20 protein-coding genes are annotated in these 22219 nt (G+C 71.9%); 8 read left to right on the forward strand and 12 right to left on the reverse strand.

Translation table 11 applies throughout. The features are described 5' to 3' along the window. Positions 1-44: 44 nt before the first annotated feature. Positions 45-713 carry a ribonuclease HII gene (locus tag AB0G15_RS11945; RefSeq protein WP_362837872.1) on the reverse strand — a complete coding sequence of 223 codons (669 nt, stop codon included), beginning with the start codon at positions 711-713 and terminating at the stop codon, positions 45-47. Between the two features lie 59 nt (positions 714-772). Next, the gene (locus AB0G15_RS11950) at positions 773-1786 is read right to left on the reverse strand and encodes a LysR family transcriptional regulator (protein ID WP_362837874.1); all 1014 of its coding nucleotides are present in this window, start codon (positions 1784-1786) and stop codon (positions 773-775) included. A 200-nt stretch (positions 1787-1986) separates the two neighbouring features. Here AB0G15_RS11950 and AB0G15_RS11955 point away from each other — a divergent pair, with 200 nt between their 5' ends. Both AB0G15_RS11955 and AB0G15_RS11960 read left to right on the forward strand, forming a co-directional pair. Further along, positions 1987-3267 carry a pyridoxal phosphate-dependent aminotransferase gene (locus AB0G15_RS11955; RefSeq protein WP_362837876.1) on the forward strand — a complete coding sequence of 427 codons (1281 nt, stop codon included), beginning with the start codon at positions 1987-1989 and terminating at the stop codon, positions 3265-3267. A gap of 173 nt (positions 3268-3440) precedes the next feature. Further along, complete coding sequence (locus AB0G15_RS11960; RefSeq protein WP_362837878.1) at positions 3441-4085, forward strand: GNAT family protein; 645 nt, start codon at positions 3441-3443, stop codon at positions 4083-4085. A 281-nt stretch (positions 4086-4366) separates the two neighbouring features. Here the strand turns inward: AB0G15_RS11960 and AB0G15_RS11965 are convergent, their stop codons facing one another. Continuing rightward, positions 4367-4846: a hypothetical protein gene (locus AB0G15_RS11965; RefSeq protein ID WP_362837880.1), complete on the reverse strand. Its 480-nt coding sequence runs from the start codon at positions 4844-4846 to the stop codon at positions 4367-4369. Between the two features lie 303 nt (positions 4847-5149). Between AB0G15_RS11965 and AB0G15_RS11970 the strand changes: the two genes are divergently transcribed. Continuing rightward, positions 5150-8290, forward strand: a complete 3141-nt coding sequence (locus AB0G15_RS11970) for a BTAD domain-containing putative transcriptional regulator (RefSeq protein WP_362837882.1) — start codon at positions 5150-5152, stop codon at positions 8288-8290. Positions 8291-8603: 313 nt separating this feature from the next. Here the strand turns inward: AB0G15_RS11970 and AB0G15_RS11975 are convergent, their stop codons facing one another. Further along, positions 8604-10064, reverse strand: coding sequence for a methyltransferase (locus AB0G15_RS11975; RefSeq protein ID WP_362837884.1), 1461 nt, complete (start codon positions 10062-10064; stop codon positions 8604-8606). 137 nt (positions 10065-10201) lie between these two features. Between AB0G15_RS11975 and AB0G15_RS11980 the strand changes: the two genes are divergently transcribed. Then, positions 10202-10516 (forward strand): hypothetical protein, encoded by a 315-nt coding sequence (locus AB0G15_RS11980; protein ID WP_362837886.1) that lies wholly within the window; start codon positions 10202-10204, stop codon positions 10514-10516. A 194-nt stretch (positions 10517-10710) separates the two neighbouring features. On the opposite strand, the gene AB0G15_RS11985 is transcribed toward AB0G15_RS11980, so the two are convergent. Both AB0G15_RS11985 and AB0G15_RS11990 read right to left on the reverse strand, forming a co-directional pair. Further along, entirely contained in the window at positions 10711-11319 is a 609-nt protein-coding gene (locus tag AB0G15_RS11985; protein WP_362687993.1) for a TetR/AcrR family transcriptional regulator, read from the reverse strand. A 272-nt stretch (positions 11320-11591) separates the two neighbouring features. Further along, positions 11592-12290 carry a GNAT family N-acetyltransferase gene (locus AB0G15_RS11990; RefSeq protein WP_362837888.1) on the reverse strand — a complete coding sequence of 233 codons (699 nt, stop codon included), beginning with the start codon at positions 12288-12290 and terminating at the stop codon, positions 11592-11594. A gap of 88 nt (positions 12291-12378) precedes the next feature. Here AB0G15_RS11990 and AB0G15_RS11995 point away from each other — a divergent pair, with 88 nt between their 5' ends. Continuing rightward, on the forward strand, positions 12379-12948 hold the full coding sequence (locus AB0G15_RS11995; protein WP_362837890.1) for a helix-turn-helix domain-containing protein: 570 nt from the start codon (positions 12379-12381) through the stop codon (positions 12946-12948). Here AB0G15_RS11995 and AB0G15_RS12000 read toward each other — a convergent pair. Beyond that, the gene (locus AB0G15_RS12000) at positions 12857-13549 is read right to left on the reverse strand and encodes a VC0807 family protein (protein ID WP_362837892.1); all 693 of its coding nucleotides are present in this window, start codon (positions 13547-13549) and stop codon (positions 12857-12859) included. The genes AB0G15_RS11995 and AB0G15_RS12000 overlap by 92 nt on opposite strands. A gap of 188 nt (positions 13550-13737) precedes the next feature. Between AB0G15_RS12000 and AB0G15_RS12005 the strand changes: the two genes are divergently transcribed. Next, positions 13738-14625 carry an SURF1 family protein gene (locus AB0G15_RS12005; RefSeq protein WP_362837894.1) on the forward strand — a complete coding sequence of 296 codons (888 nt, stop codon included), beginning with the start codon at positions 13738-13740 and terminating at the stop codon, positions 14623-14625. Here the strand turns inward: AB0G15_RS12005 and AB0G15_RS12010 are convergent. Both AB0G15_RS12010 and AB0G15_RS12015 read right to left on the reverse strand, forming a co-directional pair. Then, entirely contained in the window at positions 14622-15347 is a 726-nt protein-coding gene (locus AB0G15_RS12010; RefSeq protein WP_362837896.1) for a hypothetical protein, read from the reverse strand. The two genes, AB0G15_RS12005 and AB0G15_RS12010, sit on opposite strands and share 4 nt — an antisense overlap. A gap of 21 nt (positions 15348-15368) precedes the next feature. Further along, positions 15369-16055: a hypothetical protein gene (locus tag AB0G15_RS12015; protein ID WP_362837898.1), complete on the reverse strand. Its 687-nt coding sequence runs from the start codon at positions 16053-16055 to the stop codon at positions 15369-15371. A 46-nt stretch (positions 16056-16101) separates the two neighbouring features. On the opposite strand from AB0G15_RS12015, the gene AB0G15_RS12020 reads away from it, so the two are divergent. Together AB0G15_RS12020 and AB0G15_RS12025 are read left to right on the forward strand one after the other, a co-directional pair. Then, positions 16102-16839 (forward strand): tyrosine-protein phosphatase, encoded by a 738-nt coding sequence (locus AB0G15_RS12020; protein ID WP_362837900.1) that lies wholly within the window; start codon positions 16102-16104, stop codon positions 16837-16839. Positions 16840-17111: 272 nt separating this feature from the next. After that, complete coding sequence (locus tag AB0G15_RS12025) at positions 17112-18308, forward strand: amidohydrolase family protein (RefSeq protein WP_362837902.1); 1197 nt, start codon at positions 17112-17114, stop codon at positions 18306-18308. Between the two features lie 236 nt (positions 18309-18544). Here the strand turns inward: AB0G15_RS12025 and AB0G15_RS12030 are convergent, their stop codons facing one another. The 3 genes from AB0G15_RS12030 to AB0G15_RS12040 form a co-directional block, all read right to left on the reverse strand. After that, positions 18545-18883 carry a YkvA family protein gene (locus AB0G15_RS12030; protein ID WP_362837904.1) on the reverse strand — a complete coding sequence of 113 codons (339 nt, stop codon included), beginning with the start codon at positions 18881-18883 and terminating at the stop codon, positions 18545-18547. 94 nt (positions 18884-18977) lie between these two features. Beyond that, positions 18978-20393, reverse strand: coding sequence for an amidase (locus AB0G15_RS12035; protein ID WP_362837906.1), 1416 nt, complete (start codon positions 20391-20393; stop codon positions 18978-18980). A gap of 4 nt (positions 20394-20397) precedes the next feature. Next, positions 20398-21366 carry an LLM class F420-dependent oxidoreductase gene (locus tag AB0G15_RS12040; RefSeq protein ID WP_362837908.1) on the reverse strand — a complete coding sequence of 323 codons (969 nt, stop codon included), beginning with the start codon at positions 21364-21366 and terminating at the stop codon, positions 20398-20400. Positions 21367-22219: the final 853 nt, after the last annotated feature.

Consider the following 22219-nt stretch of genomic DNA (forward strand, 5'->3'; position numbering starts at 1 on the left):
GGGCGCCCCGTTCTTTGAAAGCCGGACGCTCCAGAGAAAGGCGCCTATCCGAAGAGCCCGAGCTGGCCCTCTCCGGCCAGCGGGTTGCGGTGCCTCTTGAGGTGGCGCCACCGGGGAAGGTCGTCCAGATAGGACCAGGACAGGCGGTGATGCTCCGTCGGGCCGAGGGCGGCCAGCGCCGCCTGGTGGACCGGTGAGGGGTAGCCCGCGTTGTCGGCGAACCCGTACTCCTCGAAACCCAGAGAGGCCATGTAGGTGTCCCGGCGAACCTTGGCGATCACGGAGGCCGCGGCCACCGAGACGCAGGAGAGATCGCCCTTGACCTCGCACCTGACCGGCCAGGGCGCGCCCAGATAGTCGTGCTTCCCGTCCAGGACGACCACGTCGGGCCGGGCGGGAAGCCCGGCCAGCGCCCTCCTGGCCGCCCGGCGCAGGGCCTCGGTCATCCCGAGCGCGTCGATCTCCTCGTGGGACGCCTCGCCGTACCCGATCCCGGCCGCCCAGGCGGTGATCTCGGAGACCATGGCGGCGCGGCGGGCGGGGGTGAGCAGTTTCGAGTCGGTGAGCCCGGCAGGCGGTTCCGACAGGTCGGTGACCACCGCGCAGACCGCCACCGGACCGGCCCAGGCTCCGCGCCCGACCTCGTCCACCCCGGCGACCAGTTTGGAACCGCCGTCGTTCAGCAACCGCTCGAGCGCGTAGGTGGGAGGCACGTGCCGACGTTACCGGGCCGCGAGCCTCCGGACGCCATCCCGATGGAACACCACCCCGGTCAGTCGTCGTCATCCTGGTACAGGCCTTCGTTCGTCACCTCATCCGGGGCCTCGAACTCCGGCCGGGCCTCCGGGCGTTCCCGGGAGGCCGGTTCGACCCCCTCCAGGTCGGCGGCGAGGAGCCGGGCGGCGACGTGGACGGCCCGGAGGGTGACGGAGACGGCGGGGCGGTGAACGCTGGACGACCGGGCGACGGCGTGCACGACCCGGCCCACCGGCGAGCCGGGGAACCGGCGGACGGCGATGCCGCGGACCCCGCTGGCCAGTGCCAGGGCAGGGACGGCCGCGATGCCGATGCCCTTGGCGACCAGGCCGATGATCGTGCCCAGTCCCTCGAACTCCCAGGGCACCGGCCTGTGGCCGCCGACGTCGGCCATCAGCCGGTCCACCGCCAGCCGGGAGGGCTCACCGTCCGGGGTGGCCATCCAGGGCTCGTCGCGCAGCTCCCACAGGTCGACCGGGACGTCGGGGGAGGCGAGCCGGTGCCTGCGCGGCACCACGAGCACCAGCGGATCGTGCAGCAGCGGGAAGACCCGCACGGTGTCGGGCTCGCGCATCCGGCCGTGCCAGTCGTCGATCAGGGCGATGTCCACCTCGCCCGACTGCACCTCGCGCATCCCGCGTCCCGAGCGGCCCTGTCCCATCCGCAGGGTGAGCTCACCGTGCCGGCGCAGCGTCCTGGCCAGCGCGGGCGCGAAGGCCACCGCGGCGGTCGGGAAGGCGGTCACGGTGACCCGCCCCGACGGGGTCGCGGCCTGGGCCGACAGGTCGGACTCGGCGCTCTCCACCATGGCCAGGATGCGCTCGGCGTGCTCGACCAGGCGCCGCCCCGCGTCGGTCAGCTCCGCGCTCCTGGCGGTCCTGTCGATCAGCACGGCGCCCGCCTGGCGCTCCAGCGCGGCCAGCTGCTGCGAGACCGCCGAGGGGCTGTAACCGAGGGAGGCCGCGGTGGCCGCGATGCTGCCCCGGCGAGCGAACTCACAGATCAGGACGAGTCTCCGCAAATCAAGCATCAGTTTTCCTTACGCCCACCCACGACAACCGAAGCTTGCCCTGATGCCCCCATCCCACCAGGCTGGAAGGCGTTCCACAACGGCTCGCACTGTTCCGTGGCGGGCCGGGCTGTCCGCGAACAGCCCGCATTTCTCCACGGAACATTCCGCACTTCTCCACGACATTCCGCACTTCTCCACGACGAGGCAGGGATCCCGCGATGAGCGTCACACTTTCCGCCACCCTGGCGGCCAACGAGGACATCGAGCGAAGACGGCGCGCCGGTGAGCGCGTGCTGCACCTGGCCTTCGGCGAGGCCGGCCTGCCCGTGCATCCGGCCCTGAGCGAGCGGTTGAGCGCGGCGTCCGGGCTCAACGGCTACGGGCCCGTCGCCGGCGCGCCCGCGCTGCGCGAGGCTGCCTGCGGCTACTGGTCGCGGCGCGGCCTGCCCACCGACCCCGACCTGGTGGTCTGCGGCCCCGGGAGCAAGCCCCTGCTGTACGGCCTGCTGCCGGCGATCGGCGGTGACATCGTGCTGCCGATGCCGAGCTGGGTCAGCTACGCCGCCCAGGCCGAGTTGGCCGGGGCGCGCTCCCTGCTCGTTCCGACGCCCCCCGGCGAGGGTGGGGTGCCGGATCCCGAGCGCGTGACGGCGGTGGTCAGGCACGCCCGTGCCCGGGGACGCGACGTGCGCTCGCTGCTGGTCACGCTTCCCGACAACCCCAGCGGCACGCTGGCCGGGGCGGCCACGATCCGGCGGATCGCCGAGGTCGCCCGTGAGCTCGACCTGACGATCATCTCCGACGAGATCTACCGCGACCTGGTCCACTCCCCGGACACCGGTTTCCTCAGTCCCGCCGACGTGGCTCCCGAGCGAACCGTGATCACCAGCGGGCTCAGCAAGAGCCTCGCCCTGGGCGGCTGGCGGATCGGCGTGGCCCGGCTCCCGTCGCCGGCCCTGCGCGACCGGCTCCTGGCCGTGGCGAGCGAGATCTGGTCCAGCCCCGCCGCGCCGGTCCAGCAGGCGGCGGCGTACGCCTACACCGAGCCGCCGGAGCTCGTCGAGCGGGTGAGCCGGAGCCGCGAGCTGCACGGCGCGGTGGCGCGGGCGGTGTACGAGCGATTCGTCCGCGCGGGAGTGCGGGTGGACGCGCCGCGAGGTGGTTTCTACCTCTACCCCGACTTCACCGGGCTCGACTTCGCGTCCTCCGCCGACCTGACCGCCTGCCTGCTCGACCGGCACGGCGTCGGGGTGCTGCCCGGCCACGCCTTCGGCGACGACCCGGCGGCCCTGCGGGTGCGGGTGGCTACCAGCCTCCTGTACGGCGAGACGGCGCGGCTGCGGCTGGCCGCGCTCGACGCTCCCGACCCCCTGGCGCTGCCCTGGATCTCGGCCTCGCTGGACCATCTGAGCGAGGCGCTGACCGGTCTGCTCGCCGGGCGGGGAGCGCCACCGCCCCCCGCGCGCGTCCCGTTCGTCGCGGCCCCCGCGGCGGGGTGATCGCACCCCGCCGGGCCCGCTCGGGCGGTGGAGGTCTCCGGAGTGGCGTTATCGGCTCTGACCTGGTATCTCTTACCCCGAAGACCCACGAGCCGCGGGTGTTCCTCGATGCTCACCAAGATGTCTCGTGTCGTTTGGTATCAAGCAGGGGAAAGAGCCCTCATTATGTGCTCATGCCCGCTTTTGTCACCCTGTCCGGGCGCCTCGTGCGCCTGGAACCGCTCAGCCTCGCGGTCGTCGACGACCTCGTCGCCGCGGCGAGTGAAGACCGTTCTACCTACGCCTTCACTCGCGTCCCCAATGGCCGGGACGAGATGGTCTCCTACGTGGAGGCCGCTCTGGCTGAGCAGGCGGAGGGCCGCACGATGCCCTTCGCCATCCGGTGGCTTCACACCGATCGCGTGGTCGGTGCCACCCGTCTCATGAACCTGGAGTACTGGCAGGGCCCCATGCCCTGGCCGCCGGGCGCCCGTGGGGCGGTGGGCGATGTCCCGTCCGTGGCGGACATCGGTTACACCTGGCTCTCCGCCTCCGCGCAGGGAACCGGCGTCAACCGCGAGAGCAAGTATCTGATGCTCTCCCTCGCCTTCGAGACCTGGCAGGTCCACCGCATCACCCTCAAGGCCGATATACGGAACGTACGCTCCCGGGCCGCCATCGAAGCCCTCGGCGCGCACCTCGACGGTGTGCGGCGGGCGGAGAGCCGAGGCGCCGACGACACGGTCCGAGATACCGCGTACTACTCCATCCTGAGTGACGAATGGCCGGTCGTCCGAGAACGGATGCACGCGCGGATGGGCCTGGTCGAGGCCGCGTGAGACGGACACCCCACGTGCGGTAATACGAGAAACAGGGAATGACCAAAAGGATAGAGAGCTAGAAAGTACACAGAAAGCACATAGAGTCAAAAACATTATTCTAATTACTTAATGGAACAAAAGGCCCGCCCGGAATTTCGGGCGGGCCCGGTGTTCGTCCGATGTCGCACGTGAGTCGCGGCTCGCGTGGTCAGCGGGTCGGACGGAGATCGCGGGTGAGAGGAGGACGTTCGCGCACCGGTGTCACCGGCACGGCCACCGGATCCACCGGGGCCCCGTGGTCACTCCTCGTCGGACTCGACCTCGTAGATGTAGCGCCACTTGCCGCACAGCGTCTTCTTGGCGTGGTGCCTGTCCCAGTAGCAGACCCTGACCTGCAGATTGTCGATCTCGTCCGCGACGTAGTGGAAGCGCTGGTAGCCGCTGGTGCCGCACTTGCGGGCCCAGGTGTAGTCCTCGTCGCCGTCGTGGGTCTCGAACTTGAACTGGACGTAGCCGCAGAGCCGGCTCGGCGAGTACTTGTCGTAGAGCCTGCCCTGGACGTGGAGGCGGTCGTCCTCGTCGAGCGACACGCTGCCCCTGGCGGCGGCGCGGGAGTCGTCGTAGTACTTGGAGTAGTAGTAGCCCCAGGGCTCCTCGTCGTACCCGCTCGAGGCGGTGAGGGTGGCGGCGGAGGCGGGAGTGGCGAGGGCGGGGACACCGATCGCGATGACGGCGGTGGCGGCGGCGAGACCGAGAAGTTTGGTGATCGAGCGGCGCATGGTGGTTCTCTCCTTGAGGGATGTGGCTCCCGGCTTCCGAAGGAGCCATGGCTCATTGATAGGCCCCGATGCCTGCATCGCACTTACCGCGCCTTTATCCACACCTGCAATCCACTGACATGTCGGGCATGGCCGCCCCCGTATGGGGCCATGCCCGACGACACCAGCATTGGGGGCACGGCTCAACAGCCGATTGACGTGCAATCAACGTCTCGGCGAACAAGCAAGCCTCTACCTACGTGGTAAGCAAGGGAGGATCTATCATTTGGCCATAAAACTTCCCATTGGGCGGAGATTCGAGAAATGGCTGTTCAGGGCAGCGAAGACGGACTGCGGTTCGCGGTGCTCGGTCCTGTCCAGGCATGGCGCGACGGTTCCGAGCTCGATCTGGGCACCCCGCTGCAACGTTCCATCCTGGCGATGCTCCTGCTGAGGGAGGGCCGGGCGGTCACGCCGGCCGAGATGATCGACGCGATCTGGGGGGAGGACGCCCCGCCCCGCGCGCTCGGCGCCCTGCGTACCTACGTCTCCCGGTTGCGCGCCGTGCTGGAGCCCGGCAGGTCGCCGCGCACCCGTCCCGAGCTGCTCACCTCCGTGGGCAGGGGGTACGCGCTGCGGCTGAACGGCGGCTCCCTCGACCTGCTTGTCTTCGAGCGCGGCCTCCAGGAGGCGGAGACCGCGCGCCGCGAGGGCGATCTGGCCCGCGCCGCGGAGAGCCTGCGCGCGAGCCTGGCGCTCCACACCGGCGAGCCGCTCGCCGGGGCCGTCGGCCCGTACGCCGAACACCAGCGCGGGCGGCTCGCCGAGCGCCGGATGAGCGTGCTCGAGGTCCTGATGGACCTGGACCTGGAGCTGGGCAGGCACGCCGACGTCCTGTCCGAGCTGATCGCGCTGACCGGCGACCACCCGCTGCGCGAGCGGCTCCGGGCCCAGCTGATGCTGGCCTACTACCGGTGCGGGCGCAGGGCGGAGGCGCTGGCGGCCTTCGCCGACACCCGCGCCACGCTGATCGAGGAGCTGGGCATCGAGCCGGGCTCCGACCTGACGAGCATGCACCAGCGCATCCTCACCGGCGACCCGGCCCTCACACCGGCCCCGGCCGGCCCGTCGGCGCGGCCCGCGGAGGCCGTCACGACCGCCGAGGCCGCCGAGACGGCCGCGCGCGAGGGCTCCGAGGCGAAGCCGCTCCAGGAGGCGGACCCGGAGGCCGCGAGGACGCCGGAGGCGCGGGCGGCGGCGAGCCCGGAGCTGCCTCGACCGGCGCAGCTTCCCGCCGCCGTGAACGACTTCACCGGCCGCCGTCAGATCATCGCGCGGCTGCGCGCGCTGCTGTCGGCCCAGGACGGCTCCGAGGGCGTGCCGGTGGCGGCCATCTCCGGTATCGGCGGCGTGGGCAAGACGGCACTGGCCGTACACGTCGCCCACGCCATGCACGACCTGTTCCCCGACGGCCAGCTCTACGCCGACCTGCGCGGGTACGGCGAGGAACCGACCGCGCCCGAGTCGGCGCTGGCGGCCTTCCTGCGCGGGCTCGGCCTGCCCGCCGACGCCATCCCCGACGGCCTGGCCGAGCGGTCGGCGCTGTTCCGCTCGCTCCTGGCCGACCGGCGGATGCTCGTGCTGCTGGACAACGCCCGCGACGCCGCCCAGGTGAGCCAGTTGCTCCCCGGCTCGGCCGGGTGCGCGGCGATCGTGACCAGCCGGGGCAAGCTCGCCGACCTGGCCTCGGCCAGGCTGATCGACCTGGACGTCATGGAGCCGGACGAGGCCCTCGTGCTGTTCGGCATCGTCGCCGGCGAGGAGAGGGTGGAGGCCGAACGCGCCGCCGCCATGGACGTGGTCGCCGCCTGCGGTTTCCTGCCGCTCGCGGTGCGGATCGTGGCGGCGCGCCTGGCCGCGAGGCCGGCCTGGACGGTCGCCTCCCTGGTGCCCCGGCTGGCCGACGAGCGCCGCCGCCTGGACGAGATGCGCGTGGGCAACCTCGCGGTGGAGGCGACCTTCGCCCTCGGGTACGGCCAGCTCAACCCCGCCCAGGCCCGCGCGTTCCGGCTGCTCTCCCTGCCCGGGGGGCCGGACATCTCGATCGGGGCCGCCGCCGCGCTGCTCGCGCTGGACCCGATGGACACCGAGGACGTCCTGGAGTCCCTGGTGGACACCAGCCTGCTCGAAGCCCCCGCTCCCGGCCGTTACCGCTTCCACGACCTGCTCAAGCTCTTCGCCCGCCGCGTCGCGGAACGGACCGAGAACGCGACGGAGGAGAGCTGCGCCGCGGGCGAGACGAAGCGGGGAGAGCGGCGCGGCTCCGGTGTCAGCGTGACCATCGGCGGGGAGGGCGAGGCGGCGCTGCGCCGGTTGCTCGACTTCTACCTGGCGTCCGCGCGCTCGGCGCACCGCCTCGCCTACGAGGGCAGCACGATGGCCGACCGGCTGGGAGTCACCGGCACCGGTCACGCCTTCGCCTCCGCCGACGAGGCGGTGGCCTGGCTCTCGGTGGAGGCGGAGTCGCTGTTCGCGTCGATCGCCCAGGTGACCTGCGCGGACAAGGCCGACGAGCTGCTGCCGGGGGCCGACCTGCTGCTCGCCATGGAGCCGCTGCTGGAGTCGGGGAGCCACGTCCGCGAGTTCGAGAGCCGGACGCGGGAGATGCTGGCCGTCGCGCGGCGGATCGGCGCCGTCTCCAGCGAGCTGCGCTGCCGCTACGTGCTCGGGCGGGTGCTGTTCGGCGCCAACCGGCTGGCCGAGGCGGAGGAGGAGTTCCGTACGTCGCTGGAGCTGTCGGCCGGAGGCGACCGCATCGTCGCCGGCGAGGTGCTCAACGCGCTGGCCGTCGTGGCCGGGCGGCGGCGCCGCCACGAGGAGGCCCTGGCCTGGTTCGGCGCGGCGCGCGAGGCGTTCAGGGAGGCCGGGGCGCGGGGCGGGGAGGCCCTGACGCTCAGCTACTCCGCCCGCGACCACCTGTTCCTGGAGCAGCCGAAGGAGGCGATCGCCGCCGCCGAGCATGGGCTGGCCCTGTTCATCGAGATGGGCTCCAGCGCGGGCACCGCCAGGGCCCGCTACCACCTGGGGATGATCCTGTCGCGGGTCGGCCGGCTGAACGAGGCGGTCCACCACCACGCCGAGTGCCTCGCCTTCTTCAGGGCGAGCAGGCAGCGGGTCTGGGAGCAGCGGGTCTGTTCCCGGCTGGCCGAGACGTTCATCAACGCGGGACGCTTCACGGACGCGGCCCGTCACGCGGAACAGGCGCTCACCGTGAGCCGGGAGATCAGCCACCCGTACGGCGAGGCGCAGGCGCTGTGGGTGCTAGGCAAGGCGCTCAACGGTCTCGGCAGGGTCGGGCGTGGCCGGGACTGCCTCGAGCGTGCCCACGACCTGTTCGGCAGGCTCGGAGCGCCCGAGGCCGAGGATCTGCGTCTTCTGCTGGAGCGCGACCAGGTCGACAGCTGATGCCAGGCCGTCGTACAGGTCGTCGTCGAGACGCGTCATCCAGACGTGGTTGATCACCGGTGTTCCCCTCGAAGTCAGGCCCCGTGGCTCGGGATGGGCGTGGGGGTCCGGCCGGCCGTCTGACCCGGGCGACGCGTAGGGGGCCCGGTCATCCGGTGCGTCGCCCGCGGGTCGGCCGCCTCACTGTGACAGCCGGCCGGACGTGGCACGGACCCTTCACCCCCGGGTCCGTGCCCCACGACCAGAGCTTCTCCCGCGGCGTTTGCCATCCGATTGACAAGCGATAACGGGGATATCCACAGCCTGTGGATAATCACCCTGTGGATATGTGGAAAAACCCTTCCGCGATCAGCGGGCGGAGGGCGGCGGGAGCCTTCGTCCGCAGGTCGTCGTGGTCCTCGCCGGTCAGCTCCGCGATCGCGGCGAGCAGCGGGTCCAGTGGATAATCGCCGTCGCAGACCCCCGCGAGGGCGGCTTCCACGGTCCCGACCGCCGCGCTGCGGCGCAGCCCCCCGGTCTGCCGCAGCACGATGCGCGCCGGGTCCTCGGCGCCCGGGGGGCCGACCCGCTCCTCCAGCACCCCCTCGGCCACCACGAGCCTGGAGCCGAGCAACTCGGCGTCTGTCAGCCGGTGCGCCGTGGCGATCGAGCCGAGCACCTCGTCCACGTATCCGCCGACCGGCAGCTCCACCGGCCGCCCGTACTCCTCCACCCGCACGACGGGGTCGAGGCTCCCGGAGTCGTTCAGCGTGATCCAGCCGAAGCCGATCCCGGTGACGTCCGCCGCCTCGAACCAGCCGAGCCAGTCGTCGTAGAGCTCGCGGTGGCGCGGGGTGCCCTGCTCGGCGGCGTCCCGCAGCCACAGCTCGACGTACTCGGCGGGATCCTGGACGTCGCGCTGCACCACCCAGCCGTCGCAGCCGGTCCCGGCGAGCCAGCCGCCCACCCGGTCGCGCCAGTCCTCGCCGCCGACGTGCAGCCAGTTGGCCAGCAGGTGGCAGGTGCCGCCGGGCGCGAGGTGGCGGGGCGCCCGGCGTACGAGGTCACGGCAGAAGTCGTCGGCGTGGAAGCCCGACTCGCGGTAGGTGAACCGGCCGGCCGGAGAGATGACGAACGGCGGATTGGAGACGATCAGGTCGAAGCGGTCGTCCTCGACGGGATCGAACAGCGAGCCCAGCCGGGCGTCGACGCCGGTGATCCCGGACAGCGCCCAGCTGAGACGGGACAGCTCCAGGGCGCGCGGGTTGACGTCGGTGGCCGTGATCTCCTCGGCCCTGCCGTCCAGATGGAGGACCTGCACCCCGCACCCGGTGCCGATGTCCAGGGCACGCCCGACGGGGCGGCGGGAGGCCAGCTGGGCCAGGTTCGCCGAGGCGCCGCCCGCGCCGACGACGTGGTCCGGGCGCAGGGCCGGGTCGCCCGGCCTGACCTTGCGGTCGGAGACGACGTAACCACCGGGGCCACCGGTCTCCCAGGGCTGCAGATGGACCGTGGAGGTGACCCGGCCGCCCTCGACGGTCACCAGGCCCGCGGCGGCCAGCTCCTCCACGGGAAGGCCCGCAGGCACCCCGCGCGCCTCCACGGGAGCGCCGAGCCACCACAACCGGATCAGGGTGGCGAGCGGGTCGCCCTCCGCGGTGGCGCGCAGGGCGGGAACCGTCTCCTCGCGGGAGAGCGCGGTGGCGGCGACGTCGCCGAGCCGCTCGCGGACGCCGTCGATGGTGTAGCCGGTGTCGAGCAGGAGTCCCCTGAGCCGGCCGAGCAGATCGTTCACCGGGCAATCCTCGCACCGGGCACGTCCGGATGCTCCCGGTGATGAGACTGTTACCCATCGGGGTAAGCGTTCTGCAAGCGGACTTCAAGTGGAAAGCGGTACTTCTTGGGAGCCGCACCACCCGCTCCAAAGGATCCATGATGCTGATCCCCTGTTTCGCCTGCGAGTCCCGTTTTCATCCTGACGAATATTTCCGCGCTTGCCACGACTACCACCGTGGCAAGGATCTGGTCGCATGGACCTGCCCGCGGTGCGGCAACCAGGATGAGTTACGGGTCTTCCCGGGGGAGCTGGGATTCGGCTACGCCAGGCGCGGCAGGTTCGACGTCTCCGACCGGGTGCGGGTGCCCGGCCTGCGGCGCCGGCGTCAGGACCTGCGGTTGGACATCTCGCTGGACGAGGGCGTCTGGCGGGTGTCGACGCGGACCCGCCAGCTGGTGGGGGCGCACTGAGGCCCCACGCACCGAGACCCCGGTCAGTGGGAGCGCACCGAGACCGCTCCGGCCCGGAAAAGCCCCCGTGATCCGGGCCGGAGTATCGGTGACACCCGCCGCCGCGCAGGCGGCGCTCGGAGTGGCCGGGGACGGGGGCGCTCGGAGTGGCCGGACGGGGACGGCGGGCGAGCGAAAGGTCAGGAGGTCTGGCTTCAGGGGGTCTGCTGGGGGGCCTGCTGCCGCAGGCTCTGCCAGGCCGCCTCGCGCAGGCCGCCGATCTCCTCGGGGGTGGGCTGGTGCGCGCCGGCGAACCACAGGCGGCACATCTCGGTGGCCGGTCCCAGCCAGAGCACGTAGCACATCGTCGGGTGGACGGGCTGGAGCAGGCCGTCCTTCATGTGCGGGCGCCACCAGTCGGAGACCTTCCTGAAGAACGCCCTGCGCGACTCCGACACCTCGGTGCCGCCCGGCTCGTCGCGCCTGGGCGGCCGCTCGCTGATCAGCAGATGGGCCCGCTCGCGGTGCTCGCCGCACCAGGACATGTGCAGCGCGACGATGGCCTCGATGCCGCCCCGCGCGCTCTCGTGACGCTGGAGCTCGGCGAGGAAGGCGTCCTGGTACATGCGCAGGGTCTCGGCGTACAGGACGCCGAAGACGTGTTCCTTGCTGGCGAAGTGGTGGTAGAAACTGCCGACGCTGACGCCGCTCTCCTCACGGAGGCTGGCCAGCGTGGTGGCCGAGACCCCGTCCTGGCTGAATCGGCGCAGGGCACCCTCGACGATCCTGGTGCGGCCGTCGCGTCCGCTCTTGGCAGTCTTCACGGATCCCATGGTGGAGCAACAGAACCTTGTTCCGCAAACTGCTCGGGAAACAGCTTGGACCACGTCGATCGTACCGCCTTGATCCGGGTGGCCGTATCGCCGCCCCGGATGACCGGTCCGCCCGGTTCGGCGGCGTCGCCCCGGGCTTCCGGCCCGGAGCCTCCCCCGATACGCCCCGCTGGGACCGTCCGCCGAGCCCGCCCGGCAAGACTGTTCGACGAGACCGCTCGGCGAACCCGGGCGGGGCCGCGCGGGAACCGGCCCGGACGGCGCTAGCGGAGAATGCTCGCGGTCACCTCGACCGTGCCGGAGGAGACGCGCATGGTCGCCTCCGGCCATGTCCTGCGGACCATCGCCAGGACCGTGCGGTTGTCCCCGAGCACGTCCATCCCCACCGTCCTGGCCCCCCTGACCTCCGCGCGGCGCATCAGCGTGCGGACGAGCCGGGAGCCCAGCCCCATTCCCTGCCACTCGTCGCCCACCACCACGGCGATCTCGACGTCGGCCTCCTCGCCCCGGTAGCTCATCGCGTGCCCGACGAGAAGGTTCCCGTGCACGGCGAGCAGAGCGTCGCGCCGCTCGTCCACCGTGAGCAGCGTTCTGACGAAGCTCGCGCTCGGACGGCCCATCCCGGCGAAGAACCTCCGCGCCTGGGTACGGGGCGACAGTCCCCCGAGGAAGCGGCGAATCCCCTCCTCGTCGTCCGGCCGCGCGGGCCGGATCTCGACGGCACCTCCGGGCACGGTCGCGACGTCCCCCGACCCGGCCGCGACCTCCCCCGACCCGGCCGCGACCTCCCCCGACCCGGCCGCGACCTCCCCCGGCCCGGCCGCGCCGTCGCCGGACGTCCGCGCGACGTCCTCGTACACGACCGGGGCGTCCCCGGCTCTCCGCACGACGTCCCCGCATAAGGCCGGGGCGTCCCCGGGCACCTGGACACCACCAGGCGACACCACCTGAGTTCGCATCATGGACTCAGAGTCTCGCGAGACGGCTGAGTATGTCAACTAGACTTAGGGGTACGTTGGAGGTGCTGCGATGGCGACTTACGATTCGCACATGAATGAGGCGGCTCCCGGCAACCTGCCCCCGCGATTGGACAACTGCTCCATCGAACGCGCCCTGGGCGTCGTCGGCGAGAAGTGGACGTTCCTGGTGCTGCGCGAGGCGTTCGGCGGCGTGCGGCGCTTCGCCGACATGCAGGCCGCCACGGGGGCGCCCAGGCAGGTGCTCAGCGCCCGGCTGACCCGGCTGGTGGAGGAGGGACTGCTGCGCAAGGTCCCCTACCGCGAGCCCGGCCAGCGGCAGCGCGACGAATACCGGCTGACCCAGATGGGCCTCGACCTCTATCCGACCCTGGTGGCCCTGATGCAGTGGGGCGACCGGTATCTCAGCGACCACGAGGGACCGCCGGTGCTCATCACCCACCGCGGCTGCGGCGCCCTGGTCGAGCAGCGCTTCCGCTGCGCCGAAGGGCACGAGGTGGCCGGTCCGAGAGAGGTCACCCCGCTGCCCGGCCCAGGACTGCGCCTTCGGTCTACGGCCTCGGCGTCTGCAGGGCCGGCGTCCCCGGCTCCGGGTTCTCCGTCCCTCGCGTCTCCAACCTCCGCAGGCAGTGCCTCAGGCTGAGCACCGAGATCAGCCCCGCGCCGCCGAGCAGCACCGCGACCGCGGAGGTACGGACGAGGAGGTAGGTCTCCAGGGTCTGGCTGAGCAGCAGCCACAGGCTCAGCGCCCCGTTCAGCAGTTGCGCGCAGCCCCACAGCACCGACTGCGACACGAAGAAGCGACGCATCCGCGGGTGCTCCGTCACCTGGTCGGGCAGCGGCACGAGATCGGCCACCACCCGCCGGATCAGCGGTCTCTGCAGCGGCGCGGTGAGCAGGAAGCCCATGCTCACGCAGAACACCCCGAGGCAGGGCTGCAGGAAGAACACGATGGGGTTGCCCGTCGCCACCGTCAGCACCACCCTGACGGTGATCGTGCCCGCCGCCAGCAGCAGCGTGCCGGGCGCCTCGCCACCCTTGACCAGCCGCCAGGCGACGCCGCCGTAGACCCAGGCCGCCGCCACCGCCAGCGCGATGTTCGCGTTGGTGAAGACCAGCGCGACGTAGAAGACGAGAACGGGAAGGATCATGCTCTCGAACACCCTGGGGGCGGCGTGCCGCAGCAGGGCCCCGATACGGGGGAGTACGAGCGGAGCCGGGGGGGCGGGCATGAGCACAGTCATCAGGGGCGGGCTCCGGAGGTGGTGGAACATCCCGGGGGAAATCTCACCCGACCGTACGTGATGTCCGGAGTGTCCGGCGAGCTTTTCCATGACATCCGAGGATCGGGCGGTCCCGGGCACCTTACTACGCCCAAAGACGCATCCGGCCCCCCTCAAAGGCGCACTCGGAGGACGGGGCGGTGCCCCCGGTGCCTACCCTTGATGACGTGTACCGGTTCCTGCTGACTCCCCGATGGCTGGCCCTCCACGTGGTGGTGCTGCTGGTCATCCCCGCTTTCGTGCTGCTCGGCCAGTGGCAGTTCGGGCGCTTCGAGGAGAGGTCCACCAGTAGCGACCAGATCACCGGCAACCTCCACGCCGCCCCCGTCGCGGTGGAGGAGCTCACCTCACCCGGCGGCACCGTCTCTACGCAGGACAAATACCGCACCGTCCTTGCTAAGGGGACATACGACGCGAACGCTCAGCTCCTGGTCCGGCGCCGCGTCCAGGACAAGGCGGTCGGCTTCTACGTGCTGACCCCGCTGGTCACGGCGAACGGCACCGGCGTGCTGGTGAACCGGGGCTGGGTCAAGGCGGGCGGCACCGCCGACGCCCTTCCCGAGGTCCCGGCGCCGTCCTCGGGTGAGGTGACTGTCACCGGCAGGTTACGTCCCAGCGAGACCGAGGAGACCTCGGGCATCCGTGACCGGGCGGGCCTGCCCGCGGGACAGGTCCTGCTGATCAACACCGAGGCGATCGGGCGCCGTCTGCCGTACAAGCTCCTCGGCGGGTTCGTCGAGCTGATCGAGCAGTCGCCGGCGGCCGCCGCCGCGCCCGCGCCCGTCCCCACGCCGGACGTCGGTGAGGGAGGCGGCCTCAACCTGGCCTACGGCGTGCAGTGGTGGCTGTTCATCGGCGTCGCGATCGGCGGCTGGGCGCTGCTGATCCGCAGGGAGGCCGCCGACCTCAAGGCGGCCGCGGCCGCGCCCGGCGACCCGGGGCCCGAACCCGGGCCCGGCGAGCCCGCCACGCCGGGAAAGCCCTCCGCGTCCGACGAGTCGTCCACGCCCGGCGACCCCGCCGACCTCCGCGCCTAGTTCCTGAGGAGGTTCAGGAGATAGCCGGCGGCCAGCAGCAGGCCGTAGGAGAGCAGGCCCAGCCCGATCGCCGCCAGGAAGCCCCACCCGCCGCTCAGCCGCTCGCGCGGCGCGGGACGCCGCCCGGCCGCGAACCAGAGCGGGCGGGGTTCGAGCAGCAGGAACAGGAGCGCGCCGGTCTGCCCGACGGTGAAGAGCCAGAGCCAGGCCCACCGGTTGCCCAGCCGGGGCGTCGAGCCGAGCATGATCAGGAACGCGAGTATCCAGCCACCCGTCAGCCACGGGCCGTCGACGGGCCCCGGCATGTCGTCGACCCAGGCGGGTATCCACCCCGTCCTGTCGAAGCGGTCGCGCTCGATCACCCTGGCCTGACTCCGCCCCAGGTCCTTCCTCAACTCCGCCAACACGTAGGCAGGCGAGCCCTCCGCAGGGGGCGGCAGCCTGAACTCGCGCCAGAGCAACGGGCCCTGAGCCCATCGGACGTAGTAAATGACGCCGTTCTGCCCGTCCGGTCCGTCGTATCCCCTGTACTCGTCGTACTCGACGAAGGAGACACGGTCGGCCGCGGCCGCGGCGCGGAGCTCGGCCCGCGTCCCCTGCATGGGCGTGACGCCCAGCGTGAAGACCAGGACCCCGAAGGTCAGGAAGAGCAGGAGAACCGTCCGGATGGTGATCCCGACAACCCACCAGCCGCGACGCACCTCGACCGTTTCGGGAGTCATGCCCCCTTTACTACCCGACGATCACGCGTTGACCATCGCCATGCCGAAAAGAAGCGCCACCGCGATCGCGAACCCGCGTGTCCCGTCGAGCCTGGCCGGCGCGGGCAGCGCCTCGTACGGGTCCCGCCACAGGGGCCTCGGCTCCAGCAGGACGTAGAGCAGCGAGCCGCCGGTGAGGAACATCCAGAACCACGCCCAGCGGCTGGCGTAGCGGGGGTTCGGCCGGGCCAGCATGAGCAGCCAGGCCAGGATCTCCGCCGCCACCGCCACCGGGCCGAACGGCTCCCACCACCGCGCGTAGGCGGGCGAGCCCGCCAGGGCCCCGAAGCCCTCGGTGCGCACGATGTCCACGGAGGGGTCGGCGGCGGCGCGCACCTGGGCCAGGAAGGCCTCCTGGCGGCGCTCCAGGGCCTCGGGGACCAGCCGGGTGGTCCGGGGGTCCCAGACGTCGTCGGGCTGGTCGAAACGGGCCTGGCTCCAGGAGAGTGGCCCGTGGGACCACGTCAGCGTGCCGTAGGCGGGCCAGTTGCGGTCGTAGACGACCTTGGTCACCTCGCCCGCCCGCAGGTCCGCCACGAGCTCCGCGGCGGGCCGCAGGGGAGGTGCCTGGTTGATGTGGACGACGACCGTGGACAGCGCGAGCACGAACAGCAGTGCCACCCGCACGGCGTACGGGATGTCATCCCGTGCCGGAATCGCCACTCGCATCCCTGCCCCCATCACGCGAGACCCACCGCTGGATAGGTTAGAGGGCGTGATCCGGCATATCGAGTTCGCGCGGCTGTACAACTTCCGCGACGTGGGCGGCTACCGGACGGACGGCGGGATGCAGGTGCGCTGGCGGCGGCTCTACCGCTCCGCCTCGCTGCACATGCTCGCCGACGACGACCTCGACCGTTTCCACGCGCTCGGCGTGCGCACCGTGATCGACCTGCGTCATCCCGACGAGGTGGCGCGTCGCGGCCGTGCCCCGCAGGGGCCGGGTTACCACAACCTCCCGGTCGAGCACCGCAGGTGGGACACCGCCGGCGACTACCACCCCGACGCCGGGGTCGCCAGGTTCTTCGCCGACCGCTACCTGGAGGTGGCCCAGGACGGGCACGCCGAGCTCAGGAGCGCGCTGGAGGTGATCGCCGAGGCGGACAACGCGCCCGTGGTGGTCCACTGCGCGGCGGGCAAGGACCGCACGGGGCTGCTGGTCGCCCTGGTCCTGCGGCTGCTGGGGGTGTCCGAGGAGGACGTGGTCGCCGACTACGCGCTGACCGGGCTGGCCAGGCCCCAGATGGTCGCGTACTGGGAGAGGGAGCATCCGGGTGAGCCCCGGTGGGCGGGGTTCGGACAGGCGCCCGCCGAGGCGATGCGCCTCTTCCTGGGCGAACTGGGCCCTGTACGGGACTACTGCCTGCGGACCCTGGGCGTGGACCAGAGCGTTATGTCCGCCCTTAAGAATCATCTTTTGAAAAATCCTGATATTGAGGAGATCTCTGGGTAGGCGCTCTCGCAGGGCCCGCCACGGGCAGCACCCTCTGGCGGGCCCGTCCCCCCGGGGCCGCCTTACCCCCCTCCGGTGGCTCCGGGGCCCACCCGCCCGGCCGCCTGCCGAAGACGTCACGGCGAGTATCGCGGGAGACGTGGGAGGCGTCGCGAAGGACGTCACGGCGAGCATCGCGGGAGACGTCGCGAAAGACGTCGTGGGAGACAGAGATACCAAGCGGAGACCTTGCGGCTTGATGAGTGTTATTCCAGCGGAATACGGTTGACCGTGTGACTACGCCGCTGCTCCCCGACCCCGAGCCCAGGCGGCGGGACTATGTGATCATCTCAGCCGACGACCACCTGATCGAGCCGCCCGACATGTTCGACGACCGGCTCCCGGAGAAATACGCTGACAAGGCGCCCAAGGTGGTCGAGACCGACTCCGGTCACCAGGTCTGGCGTTACGGCGGGGCCACCTACCCCTGTGCCGGGCTCGATGTGGGCGCCGGCCTGCCCCGCGAGCAGTGGACGCTCGACCCGGTGCGGTTCGAGCACATGCGTCCCGGATGCCACGACATCGAGGCCCGGATCGAGGACATGGACCGCGCCGGCGTCTGGGCCGCGCTCTGCTTCCCCGGCATGCTGGCCGGGCAGTCGGGCATGGTCTTCGCCAAGACCCGCGACCAGGAGCTGGGCCTGTCGGTGCTGCGCGCGTGGAACGACTGGCACGTGGAGGTCTGGGCGGGCACCTACCCGGAGCGGATCATCGCCCTGCAGCTGCCCTGGCTGACCGACCCCGAGGTGGCCGCCAAGGAGATCCGCGACAACGCGGCGCGCGGGTTCAAGGCGGTGCTCTTCCCCGAGTTCCCCACCCGGCTGCGCCTGCCGTCCATCCACAGCGACCACTGGGACCCGTTCTTCCAGGCGTGCGAGGAGACCGGCACCGTCGTCTGCCTGCACGCCGGTGCCGGTTCCTGGGCCCCGGTCCCGTCCCCGGACACTCCGATCGAGGCGATCACCACGTTGATGCCGGCGAGCGCCATGTTCGCCTGTGCCGACTGGCTCTGGTCGGGCATCCCGCTGCGCTTTCCCGCGCTGCGGATCCTGATCGTGGAGGGCGGGGTGGGCTGGCTGCCGATGCTGGCCGAGCGGGCCGACTACGCGCTCGACCACCCGGTGGCGGGAGAGGCCTCGTGGGAGGGCGGCCTGAAGCCCAGCGAGGTGCTGCGGAGAAACTTCTTCTTCGGCACGCTCAACGACCACGCCCTCTCCGGGGTGCGGCTCGCCGTCGGGCTGGAGCACGTGCTGCTGGAGAGCGGCTACCCGCACTCCGACTCCACCTGGCCCGACACCCAGCAGGCCGTCGCGACGAACCTGGGCAGCCTGCCGCCCGCCGACATCGCCCGGGTGGCCTACGGCAACGCCGCCCGCCTGTTCGGCCACCCGCTGCCCTCGCGCGCCTGGCTCAGGATGGAACAGATCTGACCGTCCGCGCGCCCGGCTCAGGAAAGGCCCACGTGAACCCCGGCCCGGGAAGGGCCCGCGTGAACCCCGGCCCGGAACCCCGGCCAGGGAAGGGCCCATGGGGACCCGCTCGAGCTCCCCGCCCGGGACGGAGCGGCCCCGACCCGCTCGCGCCCTCGGCTCAGGGCCGAACGGACCTGACCCGCTCGCGCCCTCGGCTCAGGGCCGAACGGACCTGACCCGCTCGCCCCCTCGGCTCAGGGCCGAACGGACCTGACCCGCTCGCGCTCCCAGTCGACGTAGCGCCCGCCCTCGCCGAGCAGGGAGCTCATCAGCCAGAGGAACACGCCGAAGTCGTCGGCCACCCCGAGGAGAGGCAGGAATTCGGGGATGACGTCGAACGGCGAGACGATGTAGAGCACGCCGAGCCCCATCATCGCCAGCTTGCCCTTGCCCATGCCCGGGTACTCCCCGTGCATGACCGCGCCGACCATCCTGGGGAGGGCGCGCAGACGAGCACCGAGACCGGGCGAGCCCGGCTTCGTCACGTCCTTGTACGTTCGCCACGCCTGCGCCGCGCGCGCCGCCTTCGCCATGGAATCCTCCTCGGAACCACGTTCGCCTGGCGGCGTACTACCCCGCCGCCTCACGATATAACGCGTGACTTCCGGACAGGGTTCCCGAGGCCGGTCAGCGCATCGCCGCGTGCCGGAAGGGGCGTTCCTCCTCGATCTGGGCGGCCACCCGGACGAGCAGGTCCTCCCGCCCCGCGGCGGCGACCAGCTGCACCCCCACCGGCAGTCCGTCCGCGGTGTGGTGCAGCGGCAGGGAGATCGCGGGCTGCCCGATGGCGTTGACGGGCGAGGTGAACGACACCGCCCGGTTGGTACGGCCCCGCGAGGTGCTGACGTCGTCGGGAGGCAGCCAGCCGAGGTGGAAGGGCGCCACCCCCAGGGACGGCATGAGCAGCAGGTCGTGCGACTCCCACCAGGCGGCCATCCGCCGCCTGAACCCGTCGATCCAGTCGCGCGAGGCCACGTAGCCGACCGCGCCGAGGCCACGGCCCGCCGCCGCCAGGATGCGGTTGCGCGTCTCCAGCTCGCCGAGCTCGACGGGCCTGCCGCGCCAGCGCCCGATGTCCTCCACGTCGGCGGCCACGTGGGCGGCGACGATCGTGCCGAAGTGCGAGGCGAAGCCGTCCTCGGCGAGCGCGGAAGGCCCTCCCTGCTCGACGTCGTGGCCCAGCGCCTCCAGCAGCCCGGCGGCCCCGGTGACCGCGGCCACCAGGTCCGGGTCGGACGGGACGTCCCCGCCGGGGTGCTCGGTGAGGAAACCGATCCGCAGCCGCCCGGGGTCCGCCCCGACCTCCTCGGCGAGCGGGCGCCTCCAGGCGGGCGCGCCGTACGGGTCGCCCGGCATCGTCCCGGCGATCACGTCGAGGGTCGCCGCGCTGTCCCTGACCGTACGGCAGAGCAGGCCCGCGGCCGAGAAGCCCGCCCAGGGCTCGCCTCCGGAGGGGCCGGAGCTGACCCTGCCCCTGCCGGGCTTCAGCCCGACCAGCCCGCACATGCTCGCCGGGATCCGGATCGACCCGCCGCCGTCGCTGGCCGAGGCCACCGCGACCATGCCCGCCGCCACCGCCGCCGCGGACCCGCCGCTCGATCCTCCGCTGCTGTAGCGGAGGTCATACGGATTGCGGGTGGGACCGAACGTCACCGGTTCGGTGGTGATCGCGGTGCCGAACTCCGGGGTGTTGGTCCGGCCCAGGATCGTGAACCCCGCCCGGCGCAGCTTGGTCACCGCGTAGCCGTCGCGTTCGGCGAAGATCCCGTCAAGGGTGCGCGACCCCGCGCGGTACGGCTCTCCCGCCATGGTCCAGCCCAGGTCCTTCAACAGCGTCGGCACGCCCGCGAAGGGGGCGTCGGGGTCGGCCTCGCCCGTCTCCGCCAGTGCCCGCTCGAACCTGCGGTGGACGACCGCGTTGATCGCGCCGTCGTGCGCCTCGATCCGCGCGATCGCCGCCTCGGCGAGCTCCCTCGGGGAGACCTCTCCCTTCTTCACGGCCTGCGCCTGTCCGAGCGCGTCGAGCTTCAACAGGTCGTGCAAGGGGTCACTCCTCGACAGGGGCCAGATCTCGTACGGCCTGGGCGATCGGGACCCCGCCCCCGGGGATGGGGGCGAGGATCGGGGTGTTCAGGCCGTTGCGCACATACTCCCGGATCCTGGCCCGGCACGTGGCCGCGTCGCCGTGCACGATGAGCTCGTCCACGACCTCGTCGGGGATGGCCTTGAGCGCCGCCTGCCGGTCTCCGGCCGCCCAGGCCTCGTGCATCGGCCGCAGCACCTCGCCGCGTCCCAGCCAGTCGTGGAAGGCGGCGTAGACCGGGACGGTCAGGTAGCCCGCGAGCATCCGGCGGCCGAGCTCGCGAACCTTCTCCGCGTCCTCGCTGACGCACACGAACAGGCGGGCGATCAGTTCGGTCTCCGGGCCGGCCTCGGCCCTGACCTTCCGCACGTCGCCGGGCGAGAGCCAGTTGGTGATCGCGCCGTCGGCCTCCTCGGCGGCCAGGCGCAGCATGCGGGGGCGCAGCGCGGCGAGCACGATCTTCGGTGGGATCTTGGGGGCGCGCTCCAGCTTGAAGCCCTTGACCTCGAACGTCTCGTACCGCTCGGTGACCTTCTCGCCCGCGAGGGCCGTGCGCAGGAAGCGCAGGGTGTCTCTGGTCCTGGCGAACGGCTTGACGAACTCCCCGGCGTTCCAGCGCTCCACGATGGCCGGGGAGGAGGCCCCGATGCCCAGGACGAAGCGCTCGGGGGCGAGGTCGGCGAGCGTGGCGGCGGACATGGCGAGCAGGCCGGGACCGCGGGTGGAGACCGGGACGATCGCGCTGCCGAGCCGCATCTCCGGGGCCCATTCCGAGGCCATCGCCAGGGGCACGAAGCCGTCGACGCCGTTGACCTCGGCGGACCAGGCGTCGGTGTAGCCGAGTCCTGGCAGCTCGGCGATCAGATCCCTGGAAGCGGCCAGCGAACGGTCGTAGAAGGGGATCGTCATACCCCAGCGTGGGCCCGTGGTCATGTGCCGCCTCCGTGTCGGTGCTCGCCGCCGGGGACCTTTCCCCAGAACGATGTTCTGATGTAGCTTGCCGCACTCGCTCGGGGCGCCGTCAATAGCCTGACCGTACCAACCGGACGGTATGTCAGAAAAGAATGATCTCCACCGACCGGCCGCTTACCGTCTCATCACTTTCCGTATGATGTTAGAAACTTTACGTGACGAAGCATCGGCGGAGGACCCAACGACGGAGCCGGATCGGCGGGGCGGTCCTCGCGACCTGCATGGCGGCCCCCGTTCTGGCCGGGACACATCCCCTCGCGGCGGAAGGCGGCTCGGGGCCGCCCCCTGGGGTCTCGCACGCGGCCCTGAGCCTGGCCTCCGGCCGATCGGCGCTCCCGGAGCCCGAGCGGTCATCCCCGGCCTCCCCACCCCCGGTCCCCCCGGCCTCCCCGCCCTCGGCGCCGGACCACCGGCCGAAGCCGGAAACCGGCCACTCGGCCGCGCTGAAACCCGAACCGGACTACCCGACCGCGCCCCCGCCGGGGGCGGACGACCGGAAGGTCCCCTGGTGGCACTGGTGGAACTGGTGGAAACCCGCGTCAGACCATCCGGCGGACCTCCCGGCCAAACCGAAACCAGAGCCGAAACCCGAAACGAAGCCAGAGCCGAAGCCAGAGCCGAAACCGAAACCCGAGCCGGAGCCCTCGCCCGAACCCGCGCCCGAGCGGCCGGCTCCCACCGTGTCAGCCCCTCCCAGCCTTCCCGCCCCGGAGCCTTCCGCACCCCCCAGGCCCCGCGTCCCGGCGCCCCCGCCCGTTCCCGTTCTCGAAGTCGTCACGCCGCCGCCGACGCCGAGCCGGAGCCGCACTCCCCG

This window comes from Streptosporangium sp. NPDC023825 (assembly GCF_040639575.1).
In the GTDB taxonomy this organism is placed as follows: Bacteria; Actinomycetota; Actinomycetes; order Streptosporangiales; family Streptosporangiaceae; genus Streptosporangium.

Bases quoted from the DNA above. Each gene is read 5' to 3' on its own strand.
- AB0G15_RS11950 (WP_362837874.1), bottom strand. From the start codon at position 1,786: ATGCTTGATTTGCGGAGACTCGTCCTGATCTGTGAGTTCGCTCGCCGG.
- AB0G15_RS11955 (WP_362837876.1), top strand. From the start codon at position 1,987: ATGAGCGTCACACTTTCCGCCACCCTGGCGGCCAACGAGGACATCGAG.
- AB0G15_RS11960 (WP_362837878.1), top strand. From the start codon at position 3,441: ATGCCCGCTTTTGTCACCCTGTCCGGGCGCCTCGTGCGCCTGGAACCG.
- AB0G15_RS11965 (WP_362837880.1), bottom strand. From the start codon at position 4,846: ATGCGCCGCTCGATCACCAAACTTCTCGGTCTCGCCGCCGCCACCGCC.
- AB0G15_RS11970 (WP_362837882.1), top strand. From the start codon at position 5,150: ATGGCTGTTCAGGGCAGCGAAGACGGACTGCGGTTCGCGGTGCTCGGT.
- AB0G15_RS11980 (WP_362837886.1), top strand. From the start codon at position 10,202: ATGATGCTGATCCCCTGTTTCGCCTGCGAGTCCCGTTTTCATCCTGAC.
- AB0G15_RS11990 (WP_362837888.1), bottom strand. From the start codon at position 12,290: ATGATGCGAACTCAGGTGGTGTCGCCTGGTGGTGTCCAGGTGCCCGGG.
- AB0G15_RS11995 (WP_362837890.1), top strand. From the start codon at position 12,379: ATGAATGAGGCGGCTCCCGGCAACCTGCCCCCGCGATTGGACAACTGC.
- AB0G15_RS12000 (WP_362837892.1), bottom strand. From the start codon at position 13,549: ATGACTGTGCTCATGCCCGCCCCCCCGGCTCCGCTCGTACTCCCCCGT.
- AB0G15_RS12010 (WP_362837896.1), bottom strand. From the start codon at position 15,347: ATGACTCCCGAAACGGTCGAGGTGCGTCGCGGCTGGTGGGTTGTCGGG.
- AB0G15_RS12015 (WP_362837898.1), bottom strand. From the start codon at position 16,055: ATGCGAGTGGCGATTCCGGCACGGGATGACATCCCGTACGCCGTGCGG.
- AB0G15_RS12030 (WP_362837904.1), bottom strand. From the start codon at position 18,883: ATGGCGAAGGCGGCGCGCGCGGCGCAGGCGTGGCGAACGTACAAGGAC.
- AB0G15_RS12040 (WP_362837908.1), bottom strand. From the start codon at position 21,366: ATGACCACGGGCCCACGCTGGGGTATGACGATCCCCTTCTACGACCGT.